This window comes from Flavobacterium sp. UBA4854 (genome assembly GCF_002399805.1).
Classification (GTDB): domain Bacteria; phylum Bacteroidota; class Bacteroidia; order Flavobacteriales; family Flavobacteriaceae; genus Flavobacterium; species Flavobacterium ginsengisoli.
This window is the reverse complement of record NZ_DHEI01000070.1, coordinates 541-27039: the sequence shown is the minus strand read 5'-3', so window position 1 is coordinate 27039 and position 26499 is coordinate 541. Positions and strand designations below refer to the sequence as shown.

General features: G+C 32.9%; 25 protein-coding genes and 1 pseudogene. 18 read left to right on the top strand and 8 right to left on the bottom strand.

Going from position 1 to position 26499, the window contains the following annotated elements; translation table 11 throughout:
- Positions 1-662 (bottom strand): annotated as a pseudogene (locus B3J44_RS10145) (hypothetical protein); the annotation flags it as partial.
- A 155-nt stretch (positions 663-817) separates the two neighbouring features.
- Between B3J44_RS10145 and B3J44_RS10140 the strand changes: the two are divergent.
- The 7 genes from B3J44_RS10140 (at position 818) to acs (ending at position 11407) form a co-directional block, all read left to right on the top strand.
- Positions 818-1993, top strand: a complete 1176-nt coding sequence (locus B3J44_RS10140) for a 2-isopropylmalate synthase (RefSeq protein WP_198855681.1) — start codon at positions 818-820, stop codon at positions 1991-1993.
- A gap of 60 nt (positions 1994-2053) precedes the next feature.
- Positions 2054-3172 carry a 3-isopropylmalate dehydrogenase gene (gene leuB / locus B3J44_RS10135; RefSeq protein ID WP_286968267.1) on the top strand — a complete coding sequence of 373 codons (1119 nt, stop codon included), beginning with the start codon at positions 2054-2056 and terminating at the stop codon, positions 3170-3172.
- Positions 3173-3442: 270 nt separating this feature from the next.
- Complete coding sequence (ilvD, locus tag B3J44_RS10130) at positions 3443-5116, top strand: dihydroxy-acid dehydratase (RefSeq protein ID WP_286968265.1); 1674 nt, start codon at positions 3443-3445, stop codon at positions 5114-5116.
- A 58-nt stretch (positions 5117-5174) separates the two neighbouring features.
- The gene (gene ilvB / locus B3J44_RS10125) at positions 5175-6863 is read left to right on the top strand and encodes a biosynthetic-type acetolactate synthase large subunit (protein ID WP_198855678.1); all 1689 of its coding nucleotides are present in this window, start codon (positions 5175-5177) and stop codon (positions 6861-6863) included.
- Positions 6864-6952: 89 nt separating this feature from the next.
- On the top strand, positions 6953-7474 hold the full coding sequence (gene ilvN / locus B3J44_RS10120; protein ID WP_095929307.1) for an acetolactate synthase small subunit: 522 nt from the start codon (positions 6953-6955) through the stop codon (positions 7472-7474).
- Between the two features lie 60 nt (positions 7475-7534).
- Positions 7535-9004: a ketol-acid reductoisomerase gene (gene ilvC, locus B3J44_RS10115; protein WP_111291079.1), complete on the top strand. Its 1470-nt coding sequence runs from the start codon at positions 7535-7537 to the stop codon at positions 9002-9004.
- Positions 9005-9496: 492 nt separating this feature from the next.
- Complete coding sequence (gene acs, locus B3J44_RS10110; protein WP_286968260.1) at positions 9497-11407, top strand: acetate--CoA ligase; 1911 nt, start codon at positions 9497-9499, stop codon at positions 11405-11407.
- Positions 11408-11460: 53 nt separating this feature from the next.
- Here acs and B3J44_RS10105 read toward each other — a convergent pair whose 3' ends face one another.
- The 3 genes from B3J44_RS10105 to B3J44_RS10095 form a co-directional block, all read right to left on the bottom strand.
- A complete protein-coding gene (locus B3J44_RS10105) occupies positions 11461-11853 on the bottom strand; it encodes a hypothetical protein (protein WP_286968258.1) in 393 nt (130 codons plus the stop codon).
- Positions 11854-12055: 202 nt separating this feature from the next.
- Positions 12056-12652 carry a 3'-5' exonuclease gene (locus B3J44_RS10100; RefSeq protein ID WP_198855675.1) on the bottom strand — a complete coding sequence of 199 codons (597 nt, stop codon included), beginning with the start codon at positions 12650-12652 and terminating at the stop codon, positions 12056-12058.
- A gap of 4 nt (positions 12653-12656) precedes the next feature.
- A complete protein-coding gene (locus tag B3J44_RS10095; RefSeq protein WP_198855674.1) occupies positions 12657-14573 on the bottom strand; it encodes a DUF294 nucleotidyltransferase-like domain-containing protein in 1917 nt (638 codons plus the stop codon).
- A 714-nt stretch (positions 14574-15287) separates the two neighbouring features.
- Between B3J44_RS10095 and B3J44_RS10090 the strand changes: the two genes are divergently transcribed.
- The 10 genes from B3J44_RS10090 to B3J44_RS10045 all read left to right on the top strand — a co-directional run bounded on the left by B3J44_RS10090 (position 15288) and on the right by B3J44_RS10045 (position 21582).
- A complete protein-coding gene (locus B3J44_RS10090) occupies positions 15288-16415 on the top strand; it encodes a hypothetical protein (protein ID WP_286968255.1) in 1128 nt (375 codons plus the stop codon).
- A 446-nt stretch (positions 16416-16861) separates the two neighbouring features.
- Entirely contained in the window at positions 16862-17023 is a 162-nt protein-coding gene (locus B3J44_RS10085; protein ID WP_286968253.1) for a hypothetical protein, read from the top strand.
- Between the two features lie 120 nt (positions 17024-17143).
- On the top strand, positions 17144-17869 hold the full coding sequence (locus B3J44_RS10080) for a hypothetical protein (protein WP_286968251.1): 726 nt from the start codon (positions 17144-17146) through the stop codon (positions 17867-17869).
- A gap of 2 nt (positions 17870-17871) precedes the next feature.
- Positions 17872-18378: a hypothetical protein gene (locus tag B3J44_RS10075; protein WP_286968249.1), complete on the top strand. Its 507-nt coding sequence runs from the start codon at positions 17872-17874 to the stop codon at positions 18376-18378.
- Positions 18379-18497: 119 nt separating this feature from the next.
- Entirely contained in the window at positions 18498-18986 is a 489-nt protein-coding gene (locus B3J44_RS10070; protein ID WP_286968247.1) for a hypothetical protein, read from the top strand.
- Positions 18987-19106: 120 nt separating this feature from the next.
- Positions 19107-19277: a hypothetical protein gene (locus tag B3J44_RS10065; protein WP_286968245.1), complete on the top strand. Its 171-nt coding sequence runs from the start codon at positions 19107-19109 to the stop codon at positions 19275-19277.
- Positions 19255-19821: a hypothetical protein gene (locus tag B3J44_RS10060; RefSeq protein ID WP_286968243.1), complete on the top strand. Its 567-nt coding sequence runs from the start codon at positions 19255-19257 to the stop codon at positions 19819-19821. The genes B3J44_RS10065 and B3J44_RS10060 overlap by 23 nt, the downstream gene beginning before the upstream one ends.
- A gap of 136 nt (positions 19822-19957) precedes the next feature.
- Positions 19958-20530: a hypothetical protein gene (locus B3J44_RS10055; protein WP_286968241.1), complete on the top strand. Its 573-nt coding sequence runs from the start codon at positions 19958-19960 to the stop codon at positions 20528-20530.
- A gap of 17 nt (positions 20531-20547) precedes the next feature.
- Positions 20548-21195: a hypothetical protein gene (locus tag B3J44_RS10050; protein WP_286968239.1), complete on the top strand. Its 648-nt coding sequence runs from the start codon at positions 20548-20550 to the stop codon at positions 21193-21195.
- Between the two features lie 153 nt (positions 21196-21348).
- Positions 21349-21582, top strand: coding sequence for a hypothetical protein (locus B3J44_RS10045; RefSeq protein WP_286968237.1), 234 nt, complete (start codon positions 21349-21351; stop codon positions 21580-21582).
- Positions 21583-21887: 305 nt separating this feature from the next.
- Here the strand turns inward: B3J44_RS10045 and B3J44_RS10040 are convergent, their stop codons facing one another.
- Together B3J44_RS10040 and B3J44_RS10035 are read right to left on the bottom strand one after the other, a co-directional pair.
- Entirely contained in the window at positions 21888-22271 is a 384-nt protein-coding gene (locus tag B3J44_RS10040; protein WP_198855673.1) for a hypothetical protein, read from the bottom strand.
- 88 nt (positions 22272-22359) lie between these two features.
- Positions 22360-22776, bottom strand: coding sequence for a hypothetical protein (locus B3J44_RS10035; RefSeq protein ID WP_286968235.1), 417 nt, complete (start codon positions 22774-22776; stop codon positions 22360-22362).
- Positions 22777-22925: 149 nt separating this feature from the next.
- On the opposite strand from B3J44_RS10035, the gene B3J44_RS10030 reads away from it, so the two are divergent.
- Positions 22926-24155, top strand: coding sequence for a multidrug effflux MFS transporter (locus B3J44_RS10030; protein WP_286968233.1), 1230 nt, complete (start codon positions 22926-22928; stop codon positions 24153-24155).
- A 107-nt stretch (positions 24156-24262) separates the two neighbouring features.
- On the opposite strand, the gene B3J44_RS10025 is transcribed toward B3J44_RS10030, so the two are convergent.
- Positions 24263-25528 (bottom strand): NAD(P)/FAD-dependent oxidoreductase, encoded by a 1266-nt coding sequence (locus tag B3J44_RS10025; RefSeq protein WP_198855670.1) that lies wholly within the window; start codon positions 25526-25528, stop codon positions 24263-24265.
- Positions 25529-25605: 77 nt separating this feature from the next.
- Positions 25606-26499, bottom strand: an 894-nt coding sequence (locus tag B3J44_RS10020) for a DEAD/DEAH box helicase (RefSeq protein WP_286968232.1), incomplete at its 5' end; no start/stop codon positions are given.

Below are 26499 nucleotides of genomic sequence, written 5' to 3'. Positions count from 1 at the left end.
CCAAATTTACTTTCATCAAGTTTAGAAATATGTCTATTAAAATAGTCGTCTATATATTTGTATTCGGCATCACTTTTTACATATCCTGTTTTTAACATGATTCCGTACAGCTGAAGCGATAAGTTCGAAAGTTTACTTGAAATCGTGTTTCTATAATTTAATTCTTTGGCTTGAACAACCAATTCGTCGGCGCGACCTTGAATACTTCGTGTAATATATTGTGATTCGATTAATTTTTCGAACTCAACAATTTCATACGCCATATATTTTTCGTCATTTTCAAGAGCTTGCTGTTTTGTTTTATCTAGAATTTTCAAACTCTGCTTGTATAATCCTTTATTATAAAGAATAACAGCAAAATCCATTTGCTCTCGAAGCTGATAACGGATGTTTTGGCTCGGAATATTTAGCCTTATACTTACTAGGATTTGTTTGTATAAGTATGATTTTAAGTTAGATAACTGTACTTTTTGGATAACACCACTTTTAAGAATGAGTTTTTCATCATAAACTTCAGATTTATCTAAAATGTTGAATAATTCGATAAATTTTGTATTTGAACTCGTTTCTAATCGGCTTGCAAAAATTTTAAACTGCCTTTTTTCTGATTTCGAAAGTGATTTGATTAGAACAAATAAGAAATCTTTTTGATGGTTAGCCATTGTAAAAAATAATAATATAACTTATTGATTATAAGTTAGTTAATATGTGATAAATCGTTTTATAAACAGTATAATTTCATTAAAATGAATTTCATACTGTAATAGTACAATATATATTTGTTATCAAGATGTGAAATTACATTAAATAAATGAATATGAATAGAGAGAAAGTTCAAATTTTTGACACCACATTGCGAGATGGTGAACAAGTTCCAGGATGTAAGTTAGATACTAAGCAAAAATTAGTTATTGCAGAACGACTAGACAAAATGGGAGTTGACATTATCGAAGCAGGCTTTCCTGTGTCAAGTCCGGGCGATTTTTTATCGGTCTCTGAGATTTGTAAAATTGTAGAAAATGCAACCGTCTGCGGACTTACAAGAGCCGTTAAAAACGACATTGATGTTGCAGCAGCTGCTTTAAAGCACGCTAAGAAACCTAGAATCCATACTGGAATCGGAACTTCGGAATCTCATATACTCCACAAATTACAAACTACGCCTGAAGATATTATTGCAAGAGCAAAATTTGCCGTATCACACGCTAAATCTTATGTAGAAGATGTAGAATTCTACGCAGAAGATGCTGGTAGAACAGACAATGCGTTCTTAGCTAAAGTTTGTGAAGAAGTTATTAAATCTGGAGCAACTGTATTGAATATTCCTGATACTACTGGATATTGTCTTCCAGAAGAATACGGAGCAAAAATTAAATACTTAAAAGAAAACGTAAAAGGAATCGAAAACGTAATCCTTTCATGTCATTGTCATAATGATTTAGGAATGGCAACTGCAAACTCAATCGCAGGAGCTATAAATGGAGCAAGACAAATAGAATGTACTATTAATGGTATTGGAGAGAGAGCTGGAAATACTGCACTTGAAGAAGTGGTTATGATTTTCAAACAACATCCTTACTTAAACTTAGATACAAACATCAATACAAGAGAATTAAACGAAATGAGCCGTTTAGTTTCTGAAAGTATGGGAATGATTGTGCAACCAAATAAAGCGATTGTTGGAGCAAATGCTTTTGCACACAGTTCTGGAATTCACCAGGATGGTGTAATCAAAAACAGAGCTACTTATGAGATCATGGATCCGCTAGATGTGGGGGTAAATGAATCTTCAATCATTTTAACAGCAAGAAGCGGAAGAGCAGCTTTGGCTTACCGTGCTAAAAAAGTAGGCTACGAATTGACAAAAACACAATTAGATATCGTTTACATCGAATTCTTGAAATTCGCTGACATTAAAAAAGAAGTTGTAGACGCAGATATCCACCAAATTATAGAAGCTTCTAAAATAGAAGGAGAGTTAATCAGAAACTAATATTTCAATATAAAAATTTAAGGAACAATAAGGATTTAAAGACATAAATAGCGAGAGATTATGAATTTAAAAATAGCAGTTTTACCAGGAGATGGAATTGGACCTGAAGTAATTTTACAAGCTAAGAAAGCTTTGTACGCCATTGGCGAAGTGTATAATCATGAATTTGTTTTTGAAGAAGCGCTGATGGGGGCGGTTGCTATCGATAAAACAGGAAATCCGTTACCGGAGCAAACTTTAAATCTGTGTTTAAACACTGATGCAGTTTTACTTGGTGCAATTGGAGATCCTAAATACGATAACAACCCAAATGCAAAGGTTCGTCCAGAACAAGGATTATTAAAACTGCGAAAAGAATTAGGATTGTTTGCTAATATTCGTCCTATAAAACCTTATAAAGCCTTAATTGAATCTTCTCCTTTAAAAAGAGAAATTATTGAAGGAGCTGATTTTACCATTTTTAGAGAATTAACAGGTGGAGCTTATTTTGGTACAAAAACACTTAATGAAGAAGGAACACATGCTTCAGATTTATGTGAATATTCAGAAGAAGAAATTACCAGAATTGCACATTTAGCTTTTCAATCGGCACAAAAACGACGCAAAAAGCTAACAATGGTAGACAAAGCAAATGTTTTGGAGACTTCGAGATTATGGAGAAAAGTAGTTCAGAAAGTGAGCGAAGAGTATTCAGATGTCAAGCTTGATTTCTTATTTGTGGATAATGCAGCAATGCAGTTAATCTTAAATCCAAAACAGTTTGATGTGATTTTGACTGAGAACTTGTTTGGAGATATTTTATCTGATGAAGCTAGTGTAATTACAGGCTCAATTGGTTTATTGCCATCTGTGTCTTTAGGAGAAAAAAATGCTTTGTTTGAGCCAATTCACGGATCATATCCGCAGGCGAAAGGAAAAAACATTGCTAATCCGATTGCTTCGATTTTAGCGGCAGCGCTTTTGTTAGAACATTTTGGATTAACTAAAGAAGCTCATGTGATTTATAAAGCGGTAGAAAAAGCAATTGAATACAAAGTAGTTACAGTTGATTTGAAACCAGATTCAAAATTTGGAACAAACGAAGTAGGAGAGTTCGTTTCTAATTTTATTTTCAGCAAAGATGATTTGCTGTATTTTAATAATGATAATGTAAGTATTGGGCAATCAACAATTGTTTAATATTTTTTGTTAAAATGTGAATATAATAACAAGAAGTCTTTGAAATGTTGAGATTTTATTTTTTTACTTCCAGAAGTTTACTTACTTTTGTGACACTAAAAAATAAATGATGCAAATCTCAATTATTATTACTTCTGTCGTTGTTGTCAATGTGATTCACACATCTGCATCGGGAATGTTATAAATATAATTGAAAGACTATATTACAAACCTTCCAAATACTGGAAGGTTTTTTTTTGAATAAAAAATTAAAATAAATAAAAAGCAATAATGGAATTAAATAAGTACAGCAAGACCATCACACAAGATCAAACACAGCCTGCGGCGCAAGCGATGTTGTACGGAATTGGTTTAACTGAAGAAGATTTAAAGAAAGCACAGGTTGGTATTGTGAGCATGGGTTACGATGGTAACACTTGTAACATGCACTTGAACGATTTAGCAAAAGATGTTAAAAAAGGTGTTTGGGATGCAGATCTTGTCGGACTTATTTTTAATACTATTGGTGTCAGTGACGGTATTTCTAACGGAACTGAAGGTATGCGTTACTCACTAGTTTCTCGTGATGTAATTGCAGATTCTATTGAAACAGTTGCCGGAGCACAATGGTACGATAGTATTATTGCTATTCCTGGTTGCGATAAAAATATGCCTGGAGCATTAATTGCAATGGGAAGATTAAACCGTCCATCAATGATGATTTATGGTGGTTCTATTCACTCTGGAAAATGGAAAGGTGAATCTTTAAATATCGTTTCTGCTTTTGAAGCTTTAGGAAAAAAAGTAAAAGGCGAAATTACTCCAGAAGATTTTAAAGGTGTTATTCAGAATGCTTGTCCAGGAGCTGGTGCATGTGGTGGTATGTACACTGCAAATACAATGTCTTCTGCAATTGAAGCATTAGGAATGAGCTTGCCTTACAGTTCTTCAAACCCTGCTTTAAGCCAAGAAAAAAGAGATGAATGTCTAGAAGCTGGAAAAGCAATCAAAATATTATTAGAAAAAGATATTAAGCCAAGAGACATTATGACTCGTAAGGCTTTTGAAAATGCTATTACAATCGTGGCTGTTTTAGGTGGTTCTACAAATGCTGTTATGCACTTAATCGCAATGGCTCACTCAGTTGGAATTACAATCACTTTAGATGATTTCCAAGCTATTAACGATAGAACACCAGTATTGGCAGACATGAAGCCAAGTGGTAAGTATATGATGGAAGACATTCACGAAGTTGGAGGTATTCCAGCAGTTATGAAATATTTATTGAAAGTTGGACTTATTCATGGAGATTGTTTAACTGTAACAGGAAAAACAGTTGCTGAGAACTTAGCTTCAACTCCAGATTTACAAGACGGACAAGAAGTAATTCATGAAATTCAAAAAGCATTAAAACCAACAGGAAATATTCAGGTATTATACGGAAATCTTGCTTCTGAAGGTGCTGTAGCAAAAATCAGCGGAAAAGAAGGAGAATATTTCGAAGGACCAGCTGTTGTATTTGAAGGTGAATTTGAAGTAATTCCAGGTCTTCAAGCCGGAAAAATTAAACCAGGTAATGTAGTCGTCATCAGGGGTTGTGGGCCAAAAGGTGGTCCGGGAATGCCTGAAATGCTGAAGCCTACATCTGCTATTATTGGTGCTGGATTAGGAAGCAGTTGTGCGCTAATCACAGACGGTAGATTCTCGGGCGGTTCGCACGGTTTCGTGGTAGGACACGTTACACCAGAAGCATATGACGGTGGTGGTATTGCACTGGTAAAAGATGGAGATTTAATTGCTATCGATGCTGTGAAAAATACAATCGACCTGAAGATATCTGACGAAGAATTTGCAGCAAGAAAAGCGGCTTGGGTTCAGCCGAAATTAAAAGTTGACAGAGGGGTTTTGCTTAAATACGCTAAATCGGTTTCGAGTGCATCAACAGGATGTGTAACCGATAATTAATTATAAAAAAATCAAAAATCAATTTCAGTAAAATTGAAATTGATAAAAAAAATATACTATGAAAATATCAGGGGCAGAAGCCGTTATAAGATGTTTATTAGCAGAAGGAGTAGATTTAATTTATGGTTACCCAGGTGGAGCTATAATGCCAGTTTACGACGAATTATATAAATTTCAAGATCAGTTACACCACGTTTTAGTACGTCACGAACAAGGTGCAACGCATGCAGCTCAAGGTTATGCAAGAGCTACAGGAAAAGTAGGGGTAGCCATTGCTACTTCTGGGCCAGGAGCTACAAACTTAGTAACTGGTATCGCAGATGCTCAAATCGATTCAACTCCATTAGTATGCATTACTGGGCAAGTTGGAAGACATTTATTAGGATCTGATGCATTTCAGGAAACAGATATTATCGGAATTTCAACTCCGGTAACAAAATGGAATTTTCAGGTAACTGAAGCTTCTCAAATTCCTGAGATCATTGCAAAAGCATTTTACATTGCTCGTTCTGGACGTCCAGGGCCTGTATTGGTAGATATTACTAAAAACGCTCAGTTTGATGAGTTTGAATTTAGTTATGAGAAATGCACAGGAATTAGAAGTTATGTTCCGGTTCCAAAATTAAATTTAGATAAAGTTGCTGAAGCAGCAGCTTTAATTAATAGTGCAAAAAAACCGTTTATTGTTTTTGGACAAGGCGTTATTCTTGGTCAGGCAGAAGCAGAATTTAAAGCAGTTGTTGAAAAATCTGGAATTCCAGCAGCTTGGACGATTTTAGGATTATCAGCTTTACCAACAGATCATCCTCTAAACGTTGGTATGCTTGGAATGCACGGAAATTATGCGCCAAATTTACTAACAAACGAATGCGATGTTTTAATTGCTTTCGGAATGCGTTTTGACGATCGTGTTACAGGTAAATTAAGCACATATGCAAAACAGGCAAAAGTAGTTCACTTCGAAATTGATCCAGCAGAGGTTGATAAAAACGTAAAAACAGAAGTAGCTGTTTTAGGAGACGTGAAAGAATCTTTAGCTGCTTTATTGCCATTATTAGATGCAAAATCGCACGATGCTTGGCATAATGAATTTAAGGAGTTAAGCAAAGTTGAATACGATTCAGTAATAAAAGAAGAATTAAATCCAACAAACGGTAAAGGAATTTCGATGGGAGAAACTATTGAAATGATCAACAAACACTCAAAGGGAGACGCAATCATTGTTTCAGATGTTGGTCAGCACCAAATGTTTGCATGCCGTTACGCTAAATTCAATTCGACTAAAAGTAATATTACTTCTGGAGGTTTAGGAACTATGGGATTTGCATTGCCAGCTGCAATTGGAGCAAAAATGGGAAAACCAGAACGTGAAGTAGTAGCTATTATTGGTGATGGAGGTTTCCAGATGACAATTCAGGAACTTGGAACTATTTTCCAAACTCAGGTTCCAGTGAAGATTGTTATTTTAAATAATGAATTCTTAGGAATGGTTCGCCAATGGCAGGAATTATTCTTTGATAATAGATATGCTTCAACAAAAATGATTAATCCAAATTTCATTGCAATTGCAGAAGGATATCATATCAAATCTAAAAAAGTTACACAGCGTGAAGATCTTGATGCCGCGGTGGCTGAGATGCTGGCTTCAAAAGATTCATACTTCTTAGAAGTTGTAGTCGAAAAAGAAAACAATGTTTTCCCAATGATTCCAACAGGAGCTTGTGTGTCAGAAATTAGATTAAGTTAAGAAAAAGTTTCAGGTTTCAAGTTTCAGGTTTCAAGTTCTGCTGAGAACGTGAAACATGAAACTTGAAACAAATAAAACTAAAAAAACAAATGGAAGATAAAACATTTACCATATCGGTATATTCAGAAAATAATGTGGGTTTATTAAATAGAATATCAGGAATATTCTTAAAGCGTCACATTAATATATTAAGTCTAAATGTTTCAGAATCAGAAATTGAGAATGTTTCAAGATTTATCATCGTAGTAAATACGACAGAAAAATGGGTTCAGAATATTGTTGGACAAATTGAAAAACAAATTGAAGTTATAAAAGCATTTTATCATACAGATGAAGAGACTATTTTCTTAGAAAATGCTTTGTTTAAAATTGCTTCAAGTTTATTGTTTGACGAGAAACAAATTCAGAATATTATTAAAGAGAGCCAGTCTACAATTGTGACAGTTTCTCGCGATTTCTTTGTGATTTCAAAATCAGGAAGACGTTCTGAAATTGAGGAATTGTACCAAAAGTTCAAACCATACGGAATTATGCAGTTTGTGCGTTCGGGAAGAATATCAGTTTCTAAACAAAAAATGGAGATTTCTACATTATTAGAATCCTTTAAATAATAAAATCTTAGTTATATATATCAATATTAAAATTTCATTTCATTAAATATTAAAACAAAAATGGCAAATTATTTCAATACATTACCACTTAGATTACAATTAGAACAATTAGGAGTTTGCGAATTTATGGAGCAATCAGAATTTGCAGACGGAATTGCAGCATTGGCTGGAAAAAAAGTTGTAATTGTTGGTTGTGGAGCACAAGGTTTGAATCAAGGTTTAAACATGAGAGATTCTGGTTTAGACATTTCTTATGCATTGCGTGCAGATGCAATTGCAGAAAAAAGAGCTTCTTATAAAAATGCAACTGAAAATGGTTTCAAAGTAGGAACTTACGAAGAATTGATTCCAACTGCAGATTTAGTTTGTAACCTTACACCAGACAAACAACATACAGCTGTGGTAACTGCTATTATGCCATTAATGAAACAAGGTTCTACTTTATCTTACTCTCACGGATTCAACATCGTAGAAGAAGGAATGCAGATTCGTAAAGACATCACTGTTATTATGTGTGCTCCTAAATGTCCAGGTTCTGAGGTACGTGAAGAGTACAAAAGAGGATTTGGAGTTCCAACTCTTATCGCAGTTCACCCAGAAAACGATCCAAACGGATTTGGTTTAGATCAAGCAAAAGCTTACGCTGTAGCAACTGGAGGACATAGAGCAGGAGTTTTAAGATCATCTTTCGTAGCTGAAGTAAAATCAGATTTAATGGGTGAGCAAACTATTCTTTGTGGTTTATTGCAAACTGGATCTATTTTATGTTTCGATAAAATGGTTGAAAAAGGAATCGACGCTGCTTACGCTTCTAAATTAATCCAATACGGGTGGGAAACTATCACTGAAGCTTTAAAACACGGTGGTATTACAAATATGATGGATCGTTTAAATAATCCTTCAAAAATCGAGGCTTACGAATTAGCTGAAGAATTAAAAGACATTATGCGTCCTTTATTCCAAAAACACCAAGACGACATCATTTCTGGAGAATTCTCTAGAACTATGATGATCGACTGGGCTAATGACGATGTGAACTTATTGAAATGGAGAGCTGCAACAGGAGAAACTAATTTCGAAAAAACAGCTCCACAAGAAGCTCCAATCTCAGAACAAGAATATTTTGACAATGGAGTATTAATGATTGCAATGGTAAAAGCTGGTGTTGAATTAGCTTTCGAAACAATGACTGAAGCTGGAATCATCGAAGAATCTGCTTACTATGAGTCATTACACGAATTGCCATTAATTGCAAACACAATTGCAAGAAAGAAATTATTCGAAATGAACCGTGTAATTTCTGATACTGCAGAATACGGATGTTATTTATTTGATCATGCATGTAAGCCATTATTGACTGAATTCATGAAAAAAGTGGAAACTAACATTATTGGTAAACCATTTTCAACTTCAAACGGAGTAGACAATGCGGTACTAATCGCTGTTAATAAAGAAATTCGTCAACACCCTATTGAAGAAGTAGGAGCTTGGTTGAGAGAATCTATGACAGCAATGAAAAAAATTGGATAATTAAAAAATTGGGAATTCCCGCAGAATTCGATTTTGCGGGATTTGCACTGTATCAATGATTTGTAATATTTTGAATTAGTAAGCACTTATTAAGATAATAGATATAGATGCATATTGCATTCACTTAACTTCAGTGAGAGAGTTAAGTGAAGCGGATCCCTAAAATGGGGTGTATTTTGAAAAAAATATGCTTGTTGAAATTTCTGTTTTAATTAATAAAGATGCTGCTATTTTCAAAATAGAGAAAAGTCTCGCAGTGCGATTTACAAAATTAATTGTTATTGAAATTTGTTAAATTAAAAAAGGCATAATATCTATTTATTATGCCTTTTTTGCCCTTTCTAAATTGCATTAAAAAATAAAATTTTAAGACAACTGCAAATAATTATCATATTTTATTAAATAAAAGTTTTTTTTTGATAAAATTTATGAATTAAATTATTTCAAGAATACGTTCAGATTTAATACATTTATAAAAAAATTCAACAAACGATGAGCTATTACAAAATTGAAAATTTAGAACAATACTTTAAACATTACAATAAGTCAATAAGGGAGCCAAGAAAATTTTGGGGAAAAATAGCTGAGGAAAATTTCACATGGTACCAGCAATGGGAGAAAGTTGTTGATTTTAATATGGCTGAGGCAGAAGTAAAATGGTTTACAGACGCTAAAGTTAACATTACAAAAAACTGTATCGATAGACATTTAAGCAAAAGAGGAGAGAAGACGGCAATTATTTTTGAGCCAAATGATCCTTCTGAAGAGGCTTTACATATATCTTATAATGAATTATACGAGAGAGTTTCAAAAATGGCAAACGTTCTTCGCGAGCAAGGTGTTCGTAAAGGAGATAGAGTTTGTATTTATTTGCCAATGATTCCAGAATTGGCTGTTTCTGTTTTAGCTTGTGCTAGAATTGGAGCAATTCACTCTGTTATTTTCGCTGGATTTTCTGCTTCTGCAGTTTCTGCAAGAATCAACGATTGCGAATGTAAAATGGTAATCACATCTGATGGAGGATATAGAGGAAACAAAACAATTGATCTTAAAGGAATTGTAGACGAAGCTCTAGAAACTTGCCCTTCTGTTACAAAAGTTTTAGTTGCAAAAAGAACAAATACTAATGTTAAGATGAAAGATGGTCGTGATGTTTGGTTACAACCATTATTAGATGCAGCTTTAGATAATAGTGTTGCTGAAATTATGGATGCCGAAGATCCGTTGTTTATTTTATATACTTCAGGATCAACAGGAAAACCAAAAGGAATGGTTCATACCACAGCTGGTTATATGGTTTACACTGCTTATACTTTTAAAAATGTTTTCAATTACGAAGACAACGATATTTTCTGGTGTACAGCAGATATCGGATGGATTACAGGTCACTCTTATATATTATACGGGCCATTATTGAATGGTGCTACAACTGTAATTTTTGAAGGAGTTCCTTCTTATCCAGATTTTAGCCGTTTTTGGGATATTATCGAAAAACATAAAATCACACAATTCTATACTGCGCCAACTGCAATCCGTTCATTAGCAAAAGAAAGTTTAGATTATATTCAAAAATATCCTCTTAAATCGCTTAAAGTTATCGGATCTGTTGGAGAGCCAATTAACGAAGAGGCTTGGCACTGGTTTAATGACCACGTAGGAGATAAGAGATGTCCGGTTGTAGATACTTGGTGGCAGACAGAAACAGGAGGAATCATGATTTCGCCAATTGCTTTTGTAACACCAACAAAACCTACTTACGCAACTTTGCCATTACCTGGAATTCAACCTGTTTTGATGGATGAAAAACGTAATGAAATTGAAGGAAACCAAGTAGTTGGAAGTTTATGTATTAAATTTCCATGGCCAGGAATAGCTAGAACCATCTGGAATAACCACGAACGTTACAAAGAAACTTATTTCTCTGCTTTCCCAGGAAAATACTTTACCGGAGACGGTGCTTTAAGAGACGAAGTTGGATACTACAGAATTACCGGTAGAGTAGATGATGTTGTTATTGTTTCTGGACACAACTTAGGAACAGCTCCTATTGAAGATGCGATCAACGAACATCCAGCTGTAGCAGAATCTGCAATTGTTGGATTCCCTCATGATATTAAAGGAAATGCTTTATACGGTTTTGTTATTCTTAAAGAAACAGGAGAAGTTAGAAATAAAGAAAACCTGACTAAAGAGATAAACCAATATATTGCAGATCACATTGGCCCAATCGCTAAGTTAGATAAAATTCAATTTGTTTCTGGTTTGCCAAAAACTCGTTCTGGAAAAATTATGCGTAGAATTTTACGTAAAATAGCCGAAGGGGATTTCTCTAATTTTGGAGACACTTCAACTTTATTAAATCCAGAAATTGTGGAAGAAATTATGAAAGAAAGAATTTCTTAATTAAAAATATAATTCTAAAAAAGCCTCTTAACAAGAGGCTTTTTTTATGGTAATTATTGGTTGTTTTTTAAACCTGCATCATTTACAAAAATAAGCTGTTGCATATTACTTAAGTTGGTAAGTGACAGGATTCCATTTTTATTTTCATTAATTCCATTTATTCTAAAACAAAACTCATTTCCGTCTTTATCTCGAAAAGTTACAAACTCAGCTGTATCATCTGAAAAGTTCTGACAACTATTTGAAATAGTATATTTGTACATTACTTTCATTTGGTTATTGTTGTAATTGTAAACTTTTCCATCCTGAGTAAAGACCCATTTTGTACTTGTATTTGTTTTAGAATACCAATTTCCTAAAATACGTTTAGATGAAGGATCCTGATTTTGTGCAAAAATCACTGAAACAAAAAACAGAAAGGACAGAACAAATAATAGCTTTTTCATAGAATTTTAGTTTTAGAAAGGGTTTGTCTCTAATTTCATTTAATGAATATAAAATTACGACTTTACTTAATTTGAAAAGCCATTGAATTAGTAATTTTCTGTTAATTCATAAAGAGAATAATAAAAAAAAAGCCTCTTAAAGTTAAGAGGCCTTTTTAATATGATACTGATTGGAATTTGGTACTTTTAAAAATTGCTTTTTTTATTTGATTCCTAATCTGGATTTTAACTTTAAGAATAAAAGTCCAATTCTATACGCATCTTCAGAAGAAGAATTTCTATCGCTTTTTGGAATTTTATAAATCCCGCATAAATCGTCAAGCGAAAATTGCTTGTCATTTATATCTGTGAGCTTTCTGTACATGACATCTACATCTAAAGCCTCATTTTTCAATCGGCCGCAATCTAAACGTTCTAGAGCAGCATTCAGCATTTCGATATCAAAATTAATATGATGCCCAACTAGAATTGAGTTTCCTATAAAATTTACAAAAGCTTCAAGCGCATCAGGCTCAGGCATTTTCATCATTTTGCTTTCAATGATAAATTCATTTGAAAGTCCGTTATCTTGAAGATATTTGTATTGTAATAAAACTGTTTCGAAACTTTCCTTAATAACAATGCTGTCATCAATAACCGAAAAAGCTCCAAGAGACAAAATAACATCTTTGTCCGGATTTAAACCAGAAGTTTCGGTCGATAAAACAACAAACTTATTAGGTTTGGTTTCGAATTTCGTTAAATAGTCTTTCCAGAAATCTGGATAGTCTTTATTAATGTTTTTTAACCAGTCTAGCATGTTTTTATGAGAATTGTGTCAATTGAAATTTACTCTTTATCAGTTCCTCCAGGTCTTTCATTGGGGACAATGCATTTTTTAATTTCTCTTTGTCAGTTTTTGACATTTCTCTTAGGTTAATATATTGGCCAGAGTCGTCGTTTTTTAATCCTTCAACAGTTCTAAATTTAGAAAGCGTTAAAAAAGCTTCCGCACAACTTAAATAAATTTCAGCATTTTTAGAATCTGTGATTGCTAATTGTTTGAATCTTAAATAGGTATTTTGAATTCCTTTAATGTTTGCATTTAAAATTAATAAACGCGCTCCATCAATTAATGGCATTAAAGCTCTTGTTTTAATATCAAATTTATCCTTATTCGGACCATCTTCTTCAACAATGAATTTTTTAAAGAAACTTAAAGGTGAGTTTCTCTTTAAAGCATCGTTTCCTAAAAAATCAAAGAATAAAGTATTGTTAACGGCATTTTTGAAAATCACATTTTCAATTGCTTCTTCAATTTTTGGTTCTCCAAAAACAATTTCATAATCAAAGAAAATACTACTCAAATCATTACTGTTTTCACCTGGAGTATTCATCCAGCTGTTATATTGTTTTGTCCAGTCACTCAATGATTTACACCAAAGCATATTGCTTCCCATATGTCCATTTGGACAATAATCGTACCCCACTTTTTCTAATATAGAAGTTGTACGTTTTGCCAATCTCAAGAAATAATCTTTTACTTCTCTGTATTTCTCAGGCGTAACATCTTCAAAAATTAAAATACTATCTTGATCTGTAAGTAATAATTGTTCTTTACGTCCTTGACTACCAATGCTTAACCATGCAAAACGTGCAGGAGGGGAGCCTAAATCTAAAATCGATAATTCGACTGCTCTCTTAATAATTGCCAAGTTGATCTCACTTGCAATATTGCTAACATGTGAAATTGGAATATTTTTTTGAATCGAATTCTGAATCAAATCTGATAGACGATCGCGTATTTGTTTTAAGTCTTTTGGAAGCTGAGAACGTTTAATTTCTTTGATTAACACACCTGGGTTACTGGCTTGTGCTACAATAAGATCGTGTTCGGAAATAATTCCTTTTACTACAGATTTGCTTGTACCGTCTTTTGTAACGCATAAGTGAGTTACGTTGTGTTTTAGCATCAATAGTTGTGCTTCAGCCAAAGATACATTTTCTAAAACTGTAACAACTGGAGACGACATAATTTTGTCGATAGTTTCACTAATAGGAAAACGTCCTGTTGCAATTTTTGATGATAAATCTGCATTGGTAACGATACCAATTGGATGATTTTTTTCGCCACAGATTATGATATTGTCTACCATAGAATCTGTCATTAAAATTGCAACGTCTTTAATTATAGAACTTGCCTGTGTTGTTAAAGGAGAATTGTTATAGTTAAGAGACTGAATGTATTGCATTTCTGTCTGCTGATCTATATAATCAGAATCTGAAACTAATTTGCCGTTAGAGTTCATACTGTCTTTAGTATGACGAGAATTTACAGCAAAACTTTCTAATAAAAAGTTTAATACATCTGAATTATTTGCCACAAAAGGTCTGAAAACAGCAATCGGAATAGCATATACAATACTTTCCTCACGTGCTTTTGCCGTCATCATGTAGTTGTTTTTGGCAAAAAACGGACGTAAACCAAAAATATCGCCTTCGTGACACTTATTTATAATTGTTTCCTCAGCATCGGCAATAGTTGTAAGATTAATGACGCCAGAAGCTACAACATAAAAGTTTTCATGAAGCGGATCGTTATTTTGAAATAATACCGCATGTTTTTCTAGATTAATGACACGAATATTCGTAGCAATATCTGATAATTCCTGAAAAGTTAAATTATCAAACGGTTTGTATTCTTTTAAAAAATCTGCAATATGTTCAGCAACTGTATTCATATATGTGATAATTTATTTTTAAAGTATCGAATGTAAAAATAGTAAAATAAACTCTTACAATGAAAGTTCTTTAGTAGAATCTAACTATTTTAAAGAAATGTTAAAAGATAATGACAATAAGACTTGCTAAAACTTTTCTGTTTTAAAAAAATGAATATTTACGATTGGCACATAGACGATTTATTGTTTACAAAAAACATTGGCAAAAACTAGATTGATAAATACTGCGATATTTGAAAATATTTTAAATCTAAAATCATACAGCGTATTTATGAATATTTGAATTTAAGGAAAATGTTTTGATTAGAAAACAAACTGTATGTAAATCTAGCGAGCTAAATTTTGAATATTTGGAAAGTTTCAAAAATAAAAATGATACAGCGCATTTTAAGCGATTTGAGTTTAAGTAAAATGCTTTTGAAAATAAACTGTAATAATCGGCAAGCTAAATTTTGAATATTTGAGTTTTTTTGAAAGTAAAAATCATACAATAGATTTATGAGAAATATAGTTTTTATAAAAGGAAAATCTTCAAACAAAAAACTAGAAGCAAGGATGGTAAATTTATCGTGGATGAAAATATTTTACGCAAAAAGCCGTATAACAGATTTATAGGGCAGTTTCTAAAACATTCTATTTTACATAATATAAATTATGGTTCAAATCTGTTAGTATATATTTGATAATCAATTTGTTAACACTAATTTTTTTAGCATGTTTAACGTTGGTTTAATAGATTCGTTAAAGATTCGTGTGAAGCTTGACAAAGTAAAAATTCTCGATAAACGTTTAATAACGGATTTCATTGCGTATTATCCTGATATTGAAACTCTTGACAATGACGGTAACGAACAGCAAAAACTTGGCGATAACTTTCGTAAAGCTGAACCATTTACTAAAATTGTTAATGGAATAACTTACCGTTTTTATATAAAGGCTTTTATAGATTCTCGCAAACTTGCTCACGAATATGTTGTTTTTCAGATATCAGCTAAGATGCTGAAAGAAAAATATTTTGAGGGAATTACTTCCGAAAATTACCGTACTATCATAGATGATATAAATTCTTTTGGAGTTCTACACGTAAAACGTGAAGATTTCTGCGAGGGTCTTGTATCTGATATTGATATCTGTATAAATCAGCTAATTGATGTAAAAAGTTTAAAAACAGCATTCAGCTTAATTATGCATAACCCAAACGCAGGAAAAAAACCTTTACTGCATCATATTTCACAATCAGACACTTTAAAAAACACGTATAACCTTGGATTAGACTTTAATAAACGTGAAAAAGCAACAAATACAACTCCATATTGTAAAATTTATCATAAAGGCTATGAGTTGCTATCAAAAAGTATCGCCTTTTATAAGGCTTATCTCGAACCGATGAAAGCAAGCCTAATTGATAATCTTGTCAGGTACGAGTTTACAATAAAAGCACACAAACACAAAGAATTTCTATGTAAACAAGGCTTTAAAGCTGATTTTAAAACCTTTTACGATTTGTTAAAAGCACGTCAGGACGATTTGACAAAAATTGCTAAAAGCGGACTTCCACATTATATAGAAGCAAAAGTAAAATCAAAAATCAATACAGAATTAAGTCCTATGGACGTAGCAATGCAGTACTATATCGAGAATCTAATAAAATTGGGATTTGATAAAGAAAAGCTTTTAGGTTTTACTTATTTGATTGATTGTCCTGTGTCCAGGTCACGAACCAAATCGAAAGCAAAAAAGCTGATTGATGATTTAACGAACCGTGATAAAAATCTAACAATCCAAATCCAAAATAATGAGCGAAGCAACAAATTTTTGCAAAATCTTGGTGTTGAACTATAAAAAAACTTATGTAAACCAAATCTAACTAAATTCCTACAAAAATGAATGATATTTTAATCTGTATAATTTGTCTTTTAATCGGCTTAATAATCGGTATGAAGATTTCCCAAAATCCCGACTAATGATAGTCGGGATTCAATTAACATTTTTGTTAAACTGCTAAACTCAAAACTATGACTGAAAAATGTGAAAATTGTGTGTTTTTCGACAACTCGAAATTCTTACATAAACCCCAAACAAAAGACTGTGGTATCTGTACAAAGTTTACAGAAATAAGTTTTAAAAATGATTCTTGTAGATGGCATATGCCTAAACAACAACTTGAAGAAAAAGAAATATTTAAACCTGTCGTAGACGTACAGAAATTTACACCAAAACAATACGATTTATTTCAATAACAAAGGAGGGTCGCACCCCTCCTCTATTTAACCCAAACAACTCATAACATGGAACAATTACAAGTGATTACCGCTAAAGATTTAGCAACATTAATGGGCGTTCACATCAATACTGCTAAGACTTTTATAAAAGATATAAAGGACGAATACAGTATTACAGTGGTCTTAAAATGTCATGTTTATTCTTATTTCAAAGTTAGTGCCAAATAAGTACAAAAACGCACAAATATGTACAAAATAGCACATATACGTACAAGCCCCGATTTTCGGGGTTTTTTTATGTCCACTTTTGACCTGTAAAACAATTATATAACTAAAATTTAATAAGAAATGGAAATTTACAATGGTAAAGACAAAACAACTACAGGAACAATTTTGCTTACTAAAGGCGTTTCTGCTTTTGTTGTGGCTAGTTCTAGAGCCTTTGAAGACTTTACAACAGAAACAATCAGAGTGGAAATTGAGAGAGCAAACGGCTCAAACTTCGAGATTACCAAAGGAACAATGGCTTTAACTGATTTTATCTTAGCAACCACTTATGGTGAAGATGCTGTGACGTCAGATAGTAAAAGAACCTTAAAAACTATTGCGGTTTGTGAAATCATTGCTCACGGTGCGATTCACTTGTTTGAAAAAGATGTAATTAAAGTGACTTTGGCAGGTTTGAAAACTACTGAAACTTATGTTTTAAATGGTATTGAAGAACCTGAGACTGGAACAGAAGTTTATTCTTTTGAGCGTAAAAGCATGGCTCCAGATGACACCAACAAAGATTTTAATGTTGCAGGCTTTGACATTTTAATTTTGGATAAATCAGCAGATATTGAAGAGGTGAATTACACTTTTGAGAATGGTAGAACTGTAAAATATACCATGTTTGAGCTTGAAGCTATGAGCGCATCTATTGACCCTGTTGCATACGTAAAAGATGATGGTACAGTGGCATCTCGTTTTAACTCTAAAATTCAGCTTCCACTTATTGCTGTCAATAACGTAAACATTCGTAAAGTAGCAGGTACGGCTGTTGTTAGTTTAATCCTTAGAAATCAGCTGTAAATATGGGATTCTTTAAAAGTATTGGCAAAGCCATTAAGAAAAATGTTTCGTTTAAGAATCTTGTAAAAGTCGCAACTCCAATTATGGGAGCTATCCCAATCGTTGGAGGTGCTGTGCAAAACATTTCACAAAATTTGCAAGATTCTCACGAAGCTAAAAAAGCGGCTCAAAATGCTCAAAACGAGTATGATAGACAGGTTGCAGAACAGCTAGCGCAGCAAAAAGCGAATGAGGCTTATCAAATTGCTGGTCAAACTGTTGGAGCTGTAGCAAATTCAGGAGGTCAAATCTTTGCTAAAGCTGTGACTGAGGGTGCTTATGCAGGATTAGGAACTGGCGCGCAACAAGGTTTAGGGACTGTTGGTGCGGAGGTCGCAGATTCTACTATAAAAGCATGGTTTAAAAAGCATTGGAAGCATATTTTAATCGGTTTAAGTGTTGTCGGTGCAATCTATTTAATTAGAAAGCATAACTCAGACAAAAGACCGAGATCACGTGCAAGAAGATAAATTTAAAACGAAGTATTATCGTATCTACGGTTTGATTTTCCTGATAGACACGGTAATACTTCTACTAAAAAAGTTAGGAGATTTAATCTCAATTATCAAACATTTAATCTATTAAAAAGATGTCACAAACACTTTATAAACAAGGTTCTAACGGTCAATTTTATCCTGTTAATCAGAATAATAATCGTAATTACAACAATGCGCCACAACAACAGCAAAGACCTCAATATAAGAAAAGCGGTGCAACTTACAGCCGTATCAAAAACGGAAATTTTGAGGGTAACATTATCGTAAATGCATGGCGTGCAACTAAAAGCGGACTTATGAAAGCAACTGTAGCGCCGTACGCTGGACAAGGTAACAAAGGTCTTGAAATTGTAAACTCGGGCGGTAAGTCAGGTAATCAGGATAAAGAGTATCAAAAAATGATTTGCACTATTACCAATTCAAATGCAGGAACTACGCAAACTTATCATGTTCTAATGAATGTCAAAACTCAGGTTATTTCTATTAAAGAGCTTGGTTTGTGTATTACTCCAAACGGTAGCGGTGTTACAAGAAGCGGAAAGCGAGTAACAGGCTATTTTGGTAAGAATTACAAGTCTTAAAGATGCTTCGTGGTCTTTCAAAATTGTTACCTCTGATTATTCACGAAATAGCAGAGGTAATCATCGAAAAAATTAGAGAGCGCAGAGAGCGCAAAGTCGAACAACAAAAAGAATTAGAAAATGAAAAGTCTTAGCACTATCACAAACATTTTAAAAGTAGTAATCAAATACGGTGCTTACATTGCTGTAGCGGTTAAAGTTGTCCAATTTGCTCATGATGAGTTTGCAAAGCTGTCAGAAGAAAAGGAGCCTAAAAAAGAGGTAGAAGATGCCAAAGTCATTTCTGAATAATCCGAATGTAGCTAGGGGATTAAGAAATAATAATCCGGGTAACTTAATTGTGACAACTATAGCTTGGCAGGGAAAAATTCCTTTAAGTAAGAATACTGACCAAAACAAGCGATTTGAGCAATTTGAAAATGTTCATTTTGGAATTAGAGCAATGCTCAAAGACCTTATAACAGATATCAACAAAGGAAAAAACACTTTAACTCTTTTAATTACTGAGTATGCACCACCAAGTGAGAACGATACAAAAGCTTATATTAATTCTGTGGCTAAAACATTGGGGGTCACTCCTACTCAAAGGCTTACGGCGATTAATTCCAAATTTCTTCTTAACCTAGTTAGGGCAATCCTTAAGGTAGAGTTAGGCAAAGATCACTCATTAGTAACTGATTCTGACATTGTAAAAAGTATCACAATGTTAGGAGATGTTTCAACAGCAAATTTAAAAGTCACTATAGACCGATTTGCATTAGCAAAACAGTACGTAATACCTGCTTTAATTACAATCGGTCTTTTTTTTTATTCATACGTAACAATAACAATTTAAATAACAAACACAAATACACATGGAAAAATTAAAACAATTCTGGAATGAGAACACAAAAGCAATTTTAATCGTTGGTGGTGCTCTCGTGGCTTATTTTATCTATACAAAAATTAAGCAAAATCAAAAGTAATTAAACATGAGAAATACTAGCAAAAAAGCTAGCTTCTTAGATACGAAATTAATCCCGTTCTTTAAGAAGTACGGGATTTTTTTAGTCGTGCTTTTTCTTGTTTTTCCGTACTTATATAAGTATCTAAAAAAGACAATCGAAATTGTAAAAGATACCAATCTAGAAGCTAAAAAAGAGCAAAACTCTAACGAAAATGCGAAAGCTGACCCGAATATTATAAAAACAAAAGTTGCTGACGTAAAAAAGAAATATCCAACTATTCCACAAAAAACAATGGATATGATAGTTGCTTCGGCTTTCAAAATTGCAGAAGCTTTTGGAACTAACGTCGATGATAATCATGTTTTATTAGGAGGTACAATTGATTTATATAATATCTCAGCTTGGACAGAAGACGAAAAAACAGCTATTTCATTTTTAAAAAAGCATACAGGTACGTTCCCAATTTTGGAAGATGTTTATTATAAGACAGCAACCAAATCAAAGAATTTGAGAAACGACATAATTAAATATTTGTCTAAATCTCAGTACAATGAACTAGCAAAATTTTATAAATCTAAAGGCTATAACTGGCTTTAAAACAACTAAAAACTATTATGTACACGCTATATTACTTAAATAGAAATTTGCAGATAGGCACTATAAAAGCCGATACTTTGGACGCTCCTATTTTAATTCCTGAGGACTTGGTTTTTTCCGATTTAAGAAAAGGAATCAATTTTATTAAAGAGCCTCACGAATGTATTGATTTTTCAGACATTGAGCGTCTTTTCATGCAGTCAGAGTTTAATGATATCAACTTGGTAAAAGAAGCTGATTATCGATTGCAGAATACTTATTTAACTCCGTTATGCCCTATCGACCCAACATATTTAAATGTAGATTTTAAACCAAAAATACATCTTTATGAGGGCTCTCCAAATCTTTCTATAGTTGATACTGATACAACAAATTTACAGGCTTTGTTTTCTGTTGATGGGATAACCTATCCTGAAAGATTTGTTTTCGATTTTGATTATTGGAAAAGTCCTGAAGGAGAAGCTGAGGACGGTAATGTATTCGGTGGAACTGCTTACGATTTAGAAGAAGGTCACATTTTAATTGCTTTTTATCTTGATAAAAAGTTCCGTGATGATATAGATTCAAGTAATTCAGTACCTCAATTTAGATCACTGTATTTTAAAAATAAAGTAACAGGCGAAATAAGTCAAACTTATGATTTGCTTGCTTTTTACCCAGATTAAAAAAAAACTCCCCTACCCTGTTAGGGTGGGGGAGGATTTACAAATTAAAAAATTAACATTTTAAATAAGAATAATATGTATATTTGCTCAAACTTCTGCAAGATGTAAAAATGACTACTCCAATAGTCTCTTGCTGATAAAATCATACATACCATGTCTAAGAAACTTAAAAACGGCTTACTTAAAGTCACTTTTTCGCATATACTTGCGAACGGCACAAACTCGTGTTGGTTCAAATTTAAAGAAGCTTCTTTACAATATCTCTGTTATTATTGGAGAAGTAAAGAAGCTTTTCGTTATTTAAAAATTTACCAAAGATTAGAAAATGGACAATGTGGTCCAAAAATCGGCTATATCACAAGAGATAAAGCAGAGCTAAATTTCTAGGTTAAATTATTAATTCGTTAACTGGCGTAGCCTAACCCCTAAAAGTAAAATAACGTTAAAACTCTTTCCGGATCTTTTTCCAGGAATAAACAAATCACGTTAAAATCAAAATAGATCTTTTTTCTGCAGAAAAAAAATAACGTTAAAACTAAATATTAACCAAAAAAAAAAGAGCCTCAAACGGTACTCCAATACCTCGGCTCTTATTGATAAAATCATATGGCAAATATACAAAACACTTCCGAAAAAACTAACTTTTCATACTATAAATTATAGTTCAAATTGAAATAACTCCAAAGAGGAGTTTATTCATATAATTTATTCAAAATCATCTCTTTTGGTACAATATCGCTTCCTCCATTTTTAGTAAACTGTATTACTGAATCTTCTACAAATAAAACTGCGCTGGATGTATTTCCGTTTTGATCTTTAAATTTTATTTGAGCTTTATCGCCATGCGGATACACATGTCCCGTAACTTCTAAAACTCCAGAATTTAATTCTTTATGATCGCTAGTAACTTCAGCGGTTCCAAAAATTTTATAATTTGACTGAGCAATCGTAATTGTAAAAATGTATTCTTTTTTGCAGTCTTTGCATTTTTTGTTTCCCCAAGTTCCTGAGAATTTATTTTGCTGCGCAAATGATTGTAACGAAATTAAAAATGCCAGTAAAAGAAATTTTTTCATTGTAGTTTGTAGTATTAAAATCTGAATCAAATATAAATCAAAAAAGCATCACATATTTGCGATGCTTTTTTTAAAGTTTTCTTAAAATCTATAATTTTTTCAAATAAACTGATTTTCCGTTTAACGATACGTCAATTTGATTCGTTTTTTCGTTAAAAGTTGTTCTCAAAGCGTTTCCGTTAAAAATTGTAACGTCGCCATATACGTGTCCAGTTTCAGTAGAAACATAATCAAACTTTACTTTTTTGTTTCCTGGTTCAATTCCTAGCTTGTAACTTGAAAATTTTGTCCCTCTTAAATCGAAATCTTGTTGTGAATCGATAATGTTTCCGTCTGCATAAAAATTGGTGATCGATTTACTTAATGTAATATCCGGATAATACTCGTTAACCTTTTTAAGAAGCTCGTACTGCGCAACACTGGCTTCTTCTTGTTTAGATGTAATGGTTTGCGCAAACGTAATTGATGTGCATAAAACTGCTAATAACAAAAGGTACTTTTTCATAATTTTTTTTCTAATTTAAAGATTAATAAATAGTTACACTAAATAATGTTGGCAATTACTTTAATTTATTGTTATAAACTTCTTCAAGTTATATAACAAGATATGAAATCTTTACCTTTGCAGAAAATTATAAGCCGTTTTTTAAGATAATGACAACAAAAAAATATATCCAACTCATCCTTATTTTAGGTTCGTTAACTGCACTTGGTCCTTTTTCTATTGATATGTATTTGCCTGGTTTCTCGGGAATTGCAAAAGATTTAAATACTTCTGTAGCAAAAGTTTCGATGAGTTTATCCAGCTATTTCATCGGAATTTCTGCCGGACAATTGCTTTATGGGCCTTTGTTAGACCGTTTTGGTCGTAAAAAACCGTTATTTATTGGGCTTCTAGTATATATTCTTGCCTCTTTAGGATGTATTTATGTTGCTGATATTGATGCTTTCATATTGCTTCGTTTTATTCAAGCCATCGGAAGTTGTGCTGCAACTGTTGCCTCTGTAGCAATGGTTCGTGATTTATTTCCTGTAAAAGATATTCCAAAAGTGTTTTCGCTTTTAATGCTTGTTGTTGGACTTTCTCCTATGTTGGCGCCAACTATTGGTGGTTATGTTACAGAAGATTTAGGCTGGCATGCTGTGTTTTTTATTCTTATGTGTATGGGAATCGTAATTTTAGCAGCTTCACAATTCGGACTTCCGGATACTTATAAACCAGATAATTCAATTTCGCTAAAACCAAAACCAATCATATCTAATTTTGTATTGGTTTTAAAAGAACCTCAATTTTATACCTATGCATTTACAGGAGCAGTCGCATTTTCTGGCTTGTTTTCTTATGTAGCGGGTTCTCCTCTAGTTTTTATGGATATTTATAATGTTAACGCTAAAACTTATGGATGGATTTTTGCTCTTATGTCAGTTAGTTTTATTGGTTCTAGCCAGTTGAATTCTATGCTGTTAAAACGATTTTCTAGCGAACAAATGATCTATGGCGCTTTAATTTCGCAGTCTATTATAAGTATTATATTTTTAATTCTAGCCTTAAACGATCTTTTAGGATTGTATCAAACGATCGGAATGTTGTTTTTATTTCTTGCTTGTTTAGGAATTTCAAACCCAAATACGGCAGGATTAACGCTTGCTCCTTTCGCTAAAAATACCGGTAGTGCTTCTGCATTAATGGGAGCTATTCAATTAGGAATTGGTGCTTTGGCATCATTTGCAATTGGTGTTTTTGTAAAAGATTCTGTAGCGCCTATGGTTGCCATTATGACAACAACTACGATTACAGCTTTTATTATTTTAAATATTGGAAAACGTTTTATTAAAGAAAAAGTAGAATTATCAGATAGTGAAGATGTTATGATTGGGCATTAATTTTTTAAATGCCAAAGAAGAAGTTCCAAATACTAAAAAGCCTAAATCAATGATTTAGGCTTTTTAGTATTTAAAAAATTTTCCAATTTTAGAATTTTCAGAAAGTTTTAGCTTTGCTGTCTTTTTTCAGGTCTTATGATCATTCTAAGCGATTGATCTTTTGCAAAATAAGCAACCATCCAATTCCAGAACGTATTTAACCTGTTACGATAGGTTATCAATGAAATTAAGTGAACAAATAGCCAGATAAACCAAGCAAAAAATCCTTTAAAATGCCATTTCGGACTTGGTAAATCTACCACAGCCTTGTTTTTTCCGATAATTGCCATAGAACCTTTGTCTTTGTAAGCAAATGGTTTTAATGGTTTATTGGCCACCATTGCTTTAAAGTTTTTAGCTAAATTTAATCCTTGCTGAATTGCAACTTGTGCAACTTGCGGATGTCCGTCAGGAAAATTTGTGTCACCAGCTAAAATTGCAGTATCACCAATCGCATAAATATTATCTACAGCATTTACTTTGTTATAAACGTCAGTTGCCATTCTACGTCCACGTCCGTAGCTTTCCTTTGGCATTCCTTCAAAAATCTTTGCAGTTACACCGGCAGCCCAGATAAGGTTTTTAGTTTTAATTGTTTCTCCATTTTCAAAATGAACAGTATCATCAACATAATCGGTTACACGACTGTTTAATTTTACGACAACACCTAATTTGGTTAAAGCTTCTAAAGTATCTTTTTGTGAATCTTTACTCATTGGAGCTAAAAGAGCGTCTCCTCCATCAACTAAATAAACGTTGCTTACAGAAGTGTCTAATTCTGGATATTCTTTTAAGAGAATGTTTTTTCGCATTTCTGCAAACATCCCAGAAACTTCCACTCCAGTTGGTCCGCCTCCGGCCACCACAATTGTCAATAATTTACGTCGTTTACGCATATCTTTACAAATTGCAGCTTTTTCTAGATTTTTAAGAAGCGCGTTACGCATTTCGATGGCATCATTTAAAGTTTTCATCGGAATAGCGTTTTTCATAACGTTTTCCATGCCAAAATAGCTGGTTTCTGCTCCAGTTGCAAAAACTAGATAATCGTAATCTAATTCTCCGTTGCTCAAAGTGATTTTCTTTTCGGCTGGAGAAACAGATAATAATTCGCCTAAACGAAATTGCAGATTTTTTTTGCCAGCAAAGAATTTTCTAAACGGATAACTAATGCTCGATGGCTCTAAAAATGCTGTTGCAACTTGATATATAAGTGGAGGGAAAAAGTTATAATTATTCTTGTCTACAAGTGTTACTTGTATTTGAGGCTGATTTACAAGCTCTTTTGCTAGATTAAGTCCTGCAAACCCACCTCCAATAATGACTATTTTCATATATGTTGTATTAAGTAGGATTATAAAATAATTCCTTATAAATATACAACTTTAATATGCAATGACAATTGTCATGCTTATTTGTTTTTGAATTTTTTAACAGGTTTTTCAACTATATCGATTTTGTTCTGTAAGACATAACTTGCCATTAATTTCTCGATTAATTCATCTTTTGTAAGATGATGAAAAACTGTTTTTACTCGTGTTTTTAGATCCTGAGAAAGCTCATGATTTGGTTTTGTCTTGAAGATTTGTTTTGCCCATAAAAGCATATTGTTTTCTTCCAGACTTGCTGCTGAAGGTTTTTTAAACTCAGAAAATTTAATTCCTAATTCTCTTTCGAAATCAGCAATTTCAAAAACTTCTTCTTGCTGTAAAACAGTCAAAGAAAGCCCTTTTGCTCCTGCCCTTGCAGTTCTTCCGCTTCGGTGAACATAGTTCTCGTAAGTGTCAGGCAAATGATAATTAATTACATACGAGATTTCTTTTACATCGATTCCTCTCGCTGCCAAATCAGTTGCAACTAAAATGTTGATATGGCCTTCGCGAAACTGTTCCATAATTCTATCGCGAATTCCTTGCGATAAGCTTCCATGAAGTGCTCCAGAAGAAAATTTATTTATAGCTAAGTTTTTGGCTAATTTGTTTACAGCAGCTTTAGTTTTACAGAAAATAATTCCTCTTTCGCCATCTCTAGAATTCAAGAAATGCATTAAAACTTCTAACTTTTCAATTGGATCGACCACAATATATTCGTGATCAATTCCTTCATTTCCCACAGTTTCCATATTGGCACTTATCTGAACTATATTTTTGTTCAAATAATTCTGAATCAATTGTTTAATTGTTCCAGGAAGTGTTGCTGAAAATAATAAAGTGCGATGTTTTTTAGGTAATTCAGCAATAATTTCATCTAAACTTTCTTTTAGAATCGTCACCATTTCATCAGCTTCATCTAAAACTAAATATTC

Bases quoted from the DNA above. Each gene is read 5' to 3' on its own strand.
- B3J44_RS10030 (WP_286968233.1), top strand. From the start codon at position 22,926: ATGACAACAAAAAAATATATCCAACTCATCCTTATTTTAGGTTCGTTA.
- B3J44_RS10035 (WP_286968235.1), bottom strand. From the start codon at position 22,776: ATGAAAAAGTACCTTTTGTTATTAGCAGTTTTATGCACATCAATTACG.
- leuB (WP_286968267.1), top strand. From the start codon at position 2,054: ATGAATTTAAAAATAGCAGTTTTACCAGGAGATGGAATTGGACCTGAA.
- B3J44_RS10085 (WP_286968253.1), top strand. From the start codon at position 16,862: ATGGAACAATTACAAGTGATTACCGCTAAAGATTTAGCAACATTAATG.
- acs (WP_286968260.1), top strand. From the start codon at position 9,497: ATGAGCTATTACAAAATTGAAAATTTAGAACAATACTTTAAACATTAC.
- B3J44_RS10065 (WP_286968245.1), top strand. From the start codon at position 19,107: ATGAAAAGTCTTAGCACTATCACAAACATTTTAAAAGTAGTAATCAAA.
- B3J44_RS10080 (WP_286968251.1), top strand. From the start codon at position 17,144: ATGGAAATTTACAATGGTAAAGACAAAACAACTACAGGAACAATTTTG.
- B3J44_RS10075 (WP_286968249.1), top strand. From the start codon at position 17,872: ATGGGATTCTTTAAAAGTATTGGCAAAGCCATTAAGAAAAATGTTTCG.
- B3J44_RS10105 (WP_286968258.1), bottom strand. From the start codon at position 11,853: ATGAAAAAGCTATTATTTGTTCTGTCCTTTCTGTTTTTTGTTTCAGTG.
- B3J44_RS10050 (WP_286968239.1), top strand. From the start codon at position 20,548: ATGTACACGCTATATTACTTAAATAGAAATTTGCAGATAGGCACTATA.
- B3J44_RS10045 (WP_286968237.1), top strand. From the start codon at position 21,349: ATGTCTAAGAAACTTAAAAACGGCTTACTTAAAGTCACTTTTTCGCAT.
- B3J44_RS10060 (WP_286968243.1), top strand. From the start codon at position 19,255: ATGCCAAAGTCATTTCTGAATAATCCGAATGTAGCTAGGGGATTAAGA.
- ilvB (WP_198855678.1), top strand. From the start codon at position 5,175: ATGAAAATATCAGGGGCAGAAGCCGTTATAAGATGTTTATTAGCAGAA.
- B3J44_RS10090 (WP_286968255.1), top strand. From the start codon at position 15,288: ATGTTTAACGTTGGTTTAATAGATTCGTTAAAGATTCGTGTGAAGCTT.
- ilvC (WP_111291079.1), top strand. From the start codon at position 7,535: ATGGCAAATTATTTCAATACATTACCACTTAGATTACAATTAGAACAA.
- B3J44_RS10070 (WP_286968247.1), top strand. From the start codon at position 18,498: ATGTCACAAACACTTTATAAACAAGGTTCTAACGGTCAATTTTATCCT.
- ilvN (WP_095929307.1), top strand. From the start codon at position 6,953: ATGGAAGATAAAACATTTACCATATCGGTATATTCAGAAAATAATGTG.
- ilvD (WP_286968265.1), top strand. From the start codon at position 3,443: ATGGAATTAAATAAGTACAGCAAGACCATCACACAAGATCAAACACAG.
- B3J44_RS10055 (WP_286968241.1), top strand. From the start codon at position 19,958: ATGAGAAATACTAGCAAAAAAGCTAGCTTCTTAGATACGAAATTAATC.
- B3J44_RS10025 (WP_198855670.1), bottom strand. From the start codon at position 25,528: ATGAAAATAGTCATTATTGGAGGTGGGTTTGCAGGACTTAATCTAGCA.
- B3J44_RS10095 (WP_198855674.1), bottom strand. From the start codon at position 14,573: ATGAATACAGTTGCTGAACATATTGCAGATTTTTTAAAAGAATACAAA.
- B3J44_RS10100 (WP_198855675.1), bottom strand. From the start codon at position 12,652: ATGCTAGACTGGTTAAAAAACATTAATAAAGACTATCCAGATTTCTGG.
- B3J44_RS10140 (WP_198855681.1), top strand. From the start codon at position 818: ATGAATAGAGAGAAAGTTCAAATTTTTGACACCACATTGCGAGATGGT.
- B3J44_RS10040 (WP_198855673.1), bottom strand. From the start codon at position 22,271: ATGAAAAAATTTCTTTTACTGGCATTTTTAATTTCGTTACAATCATTT.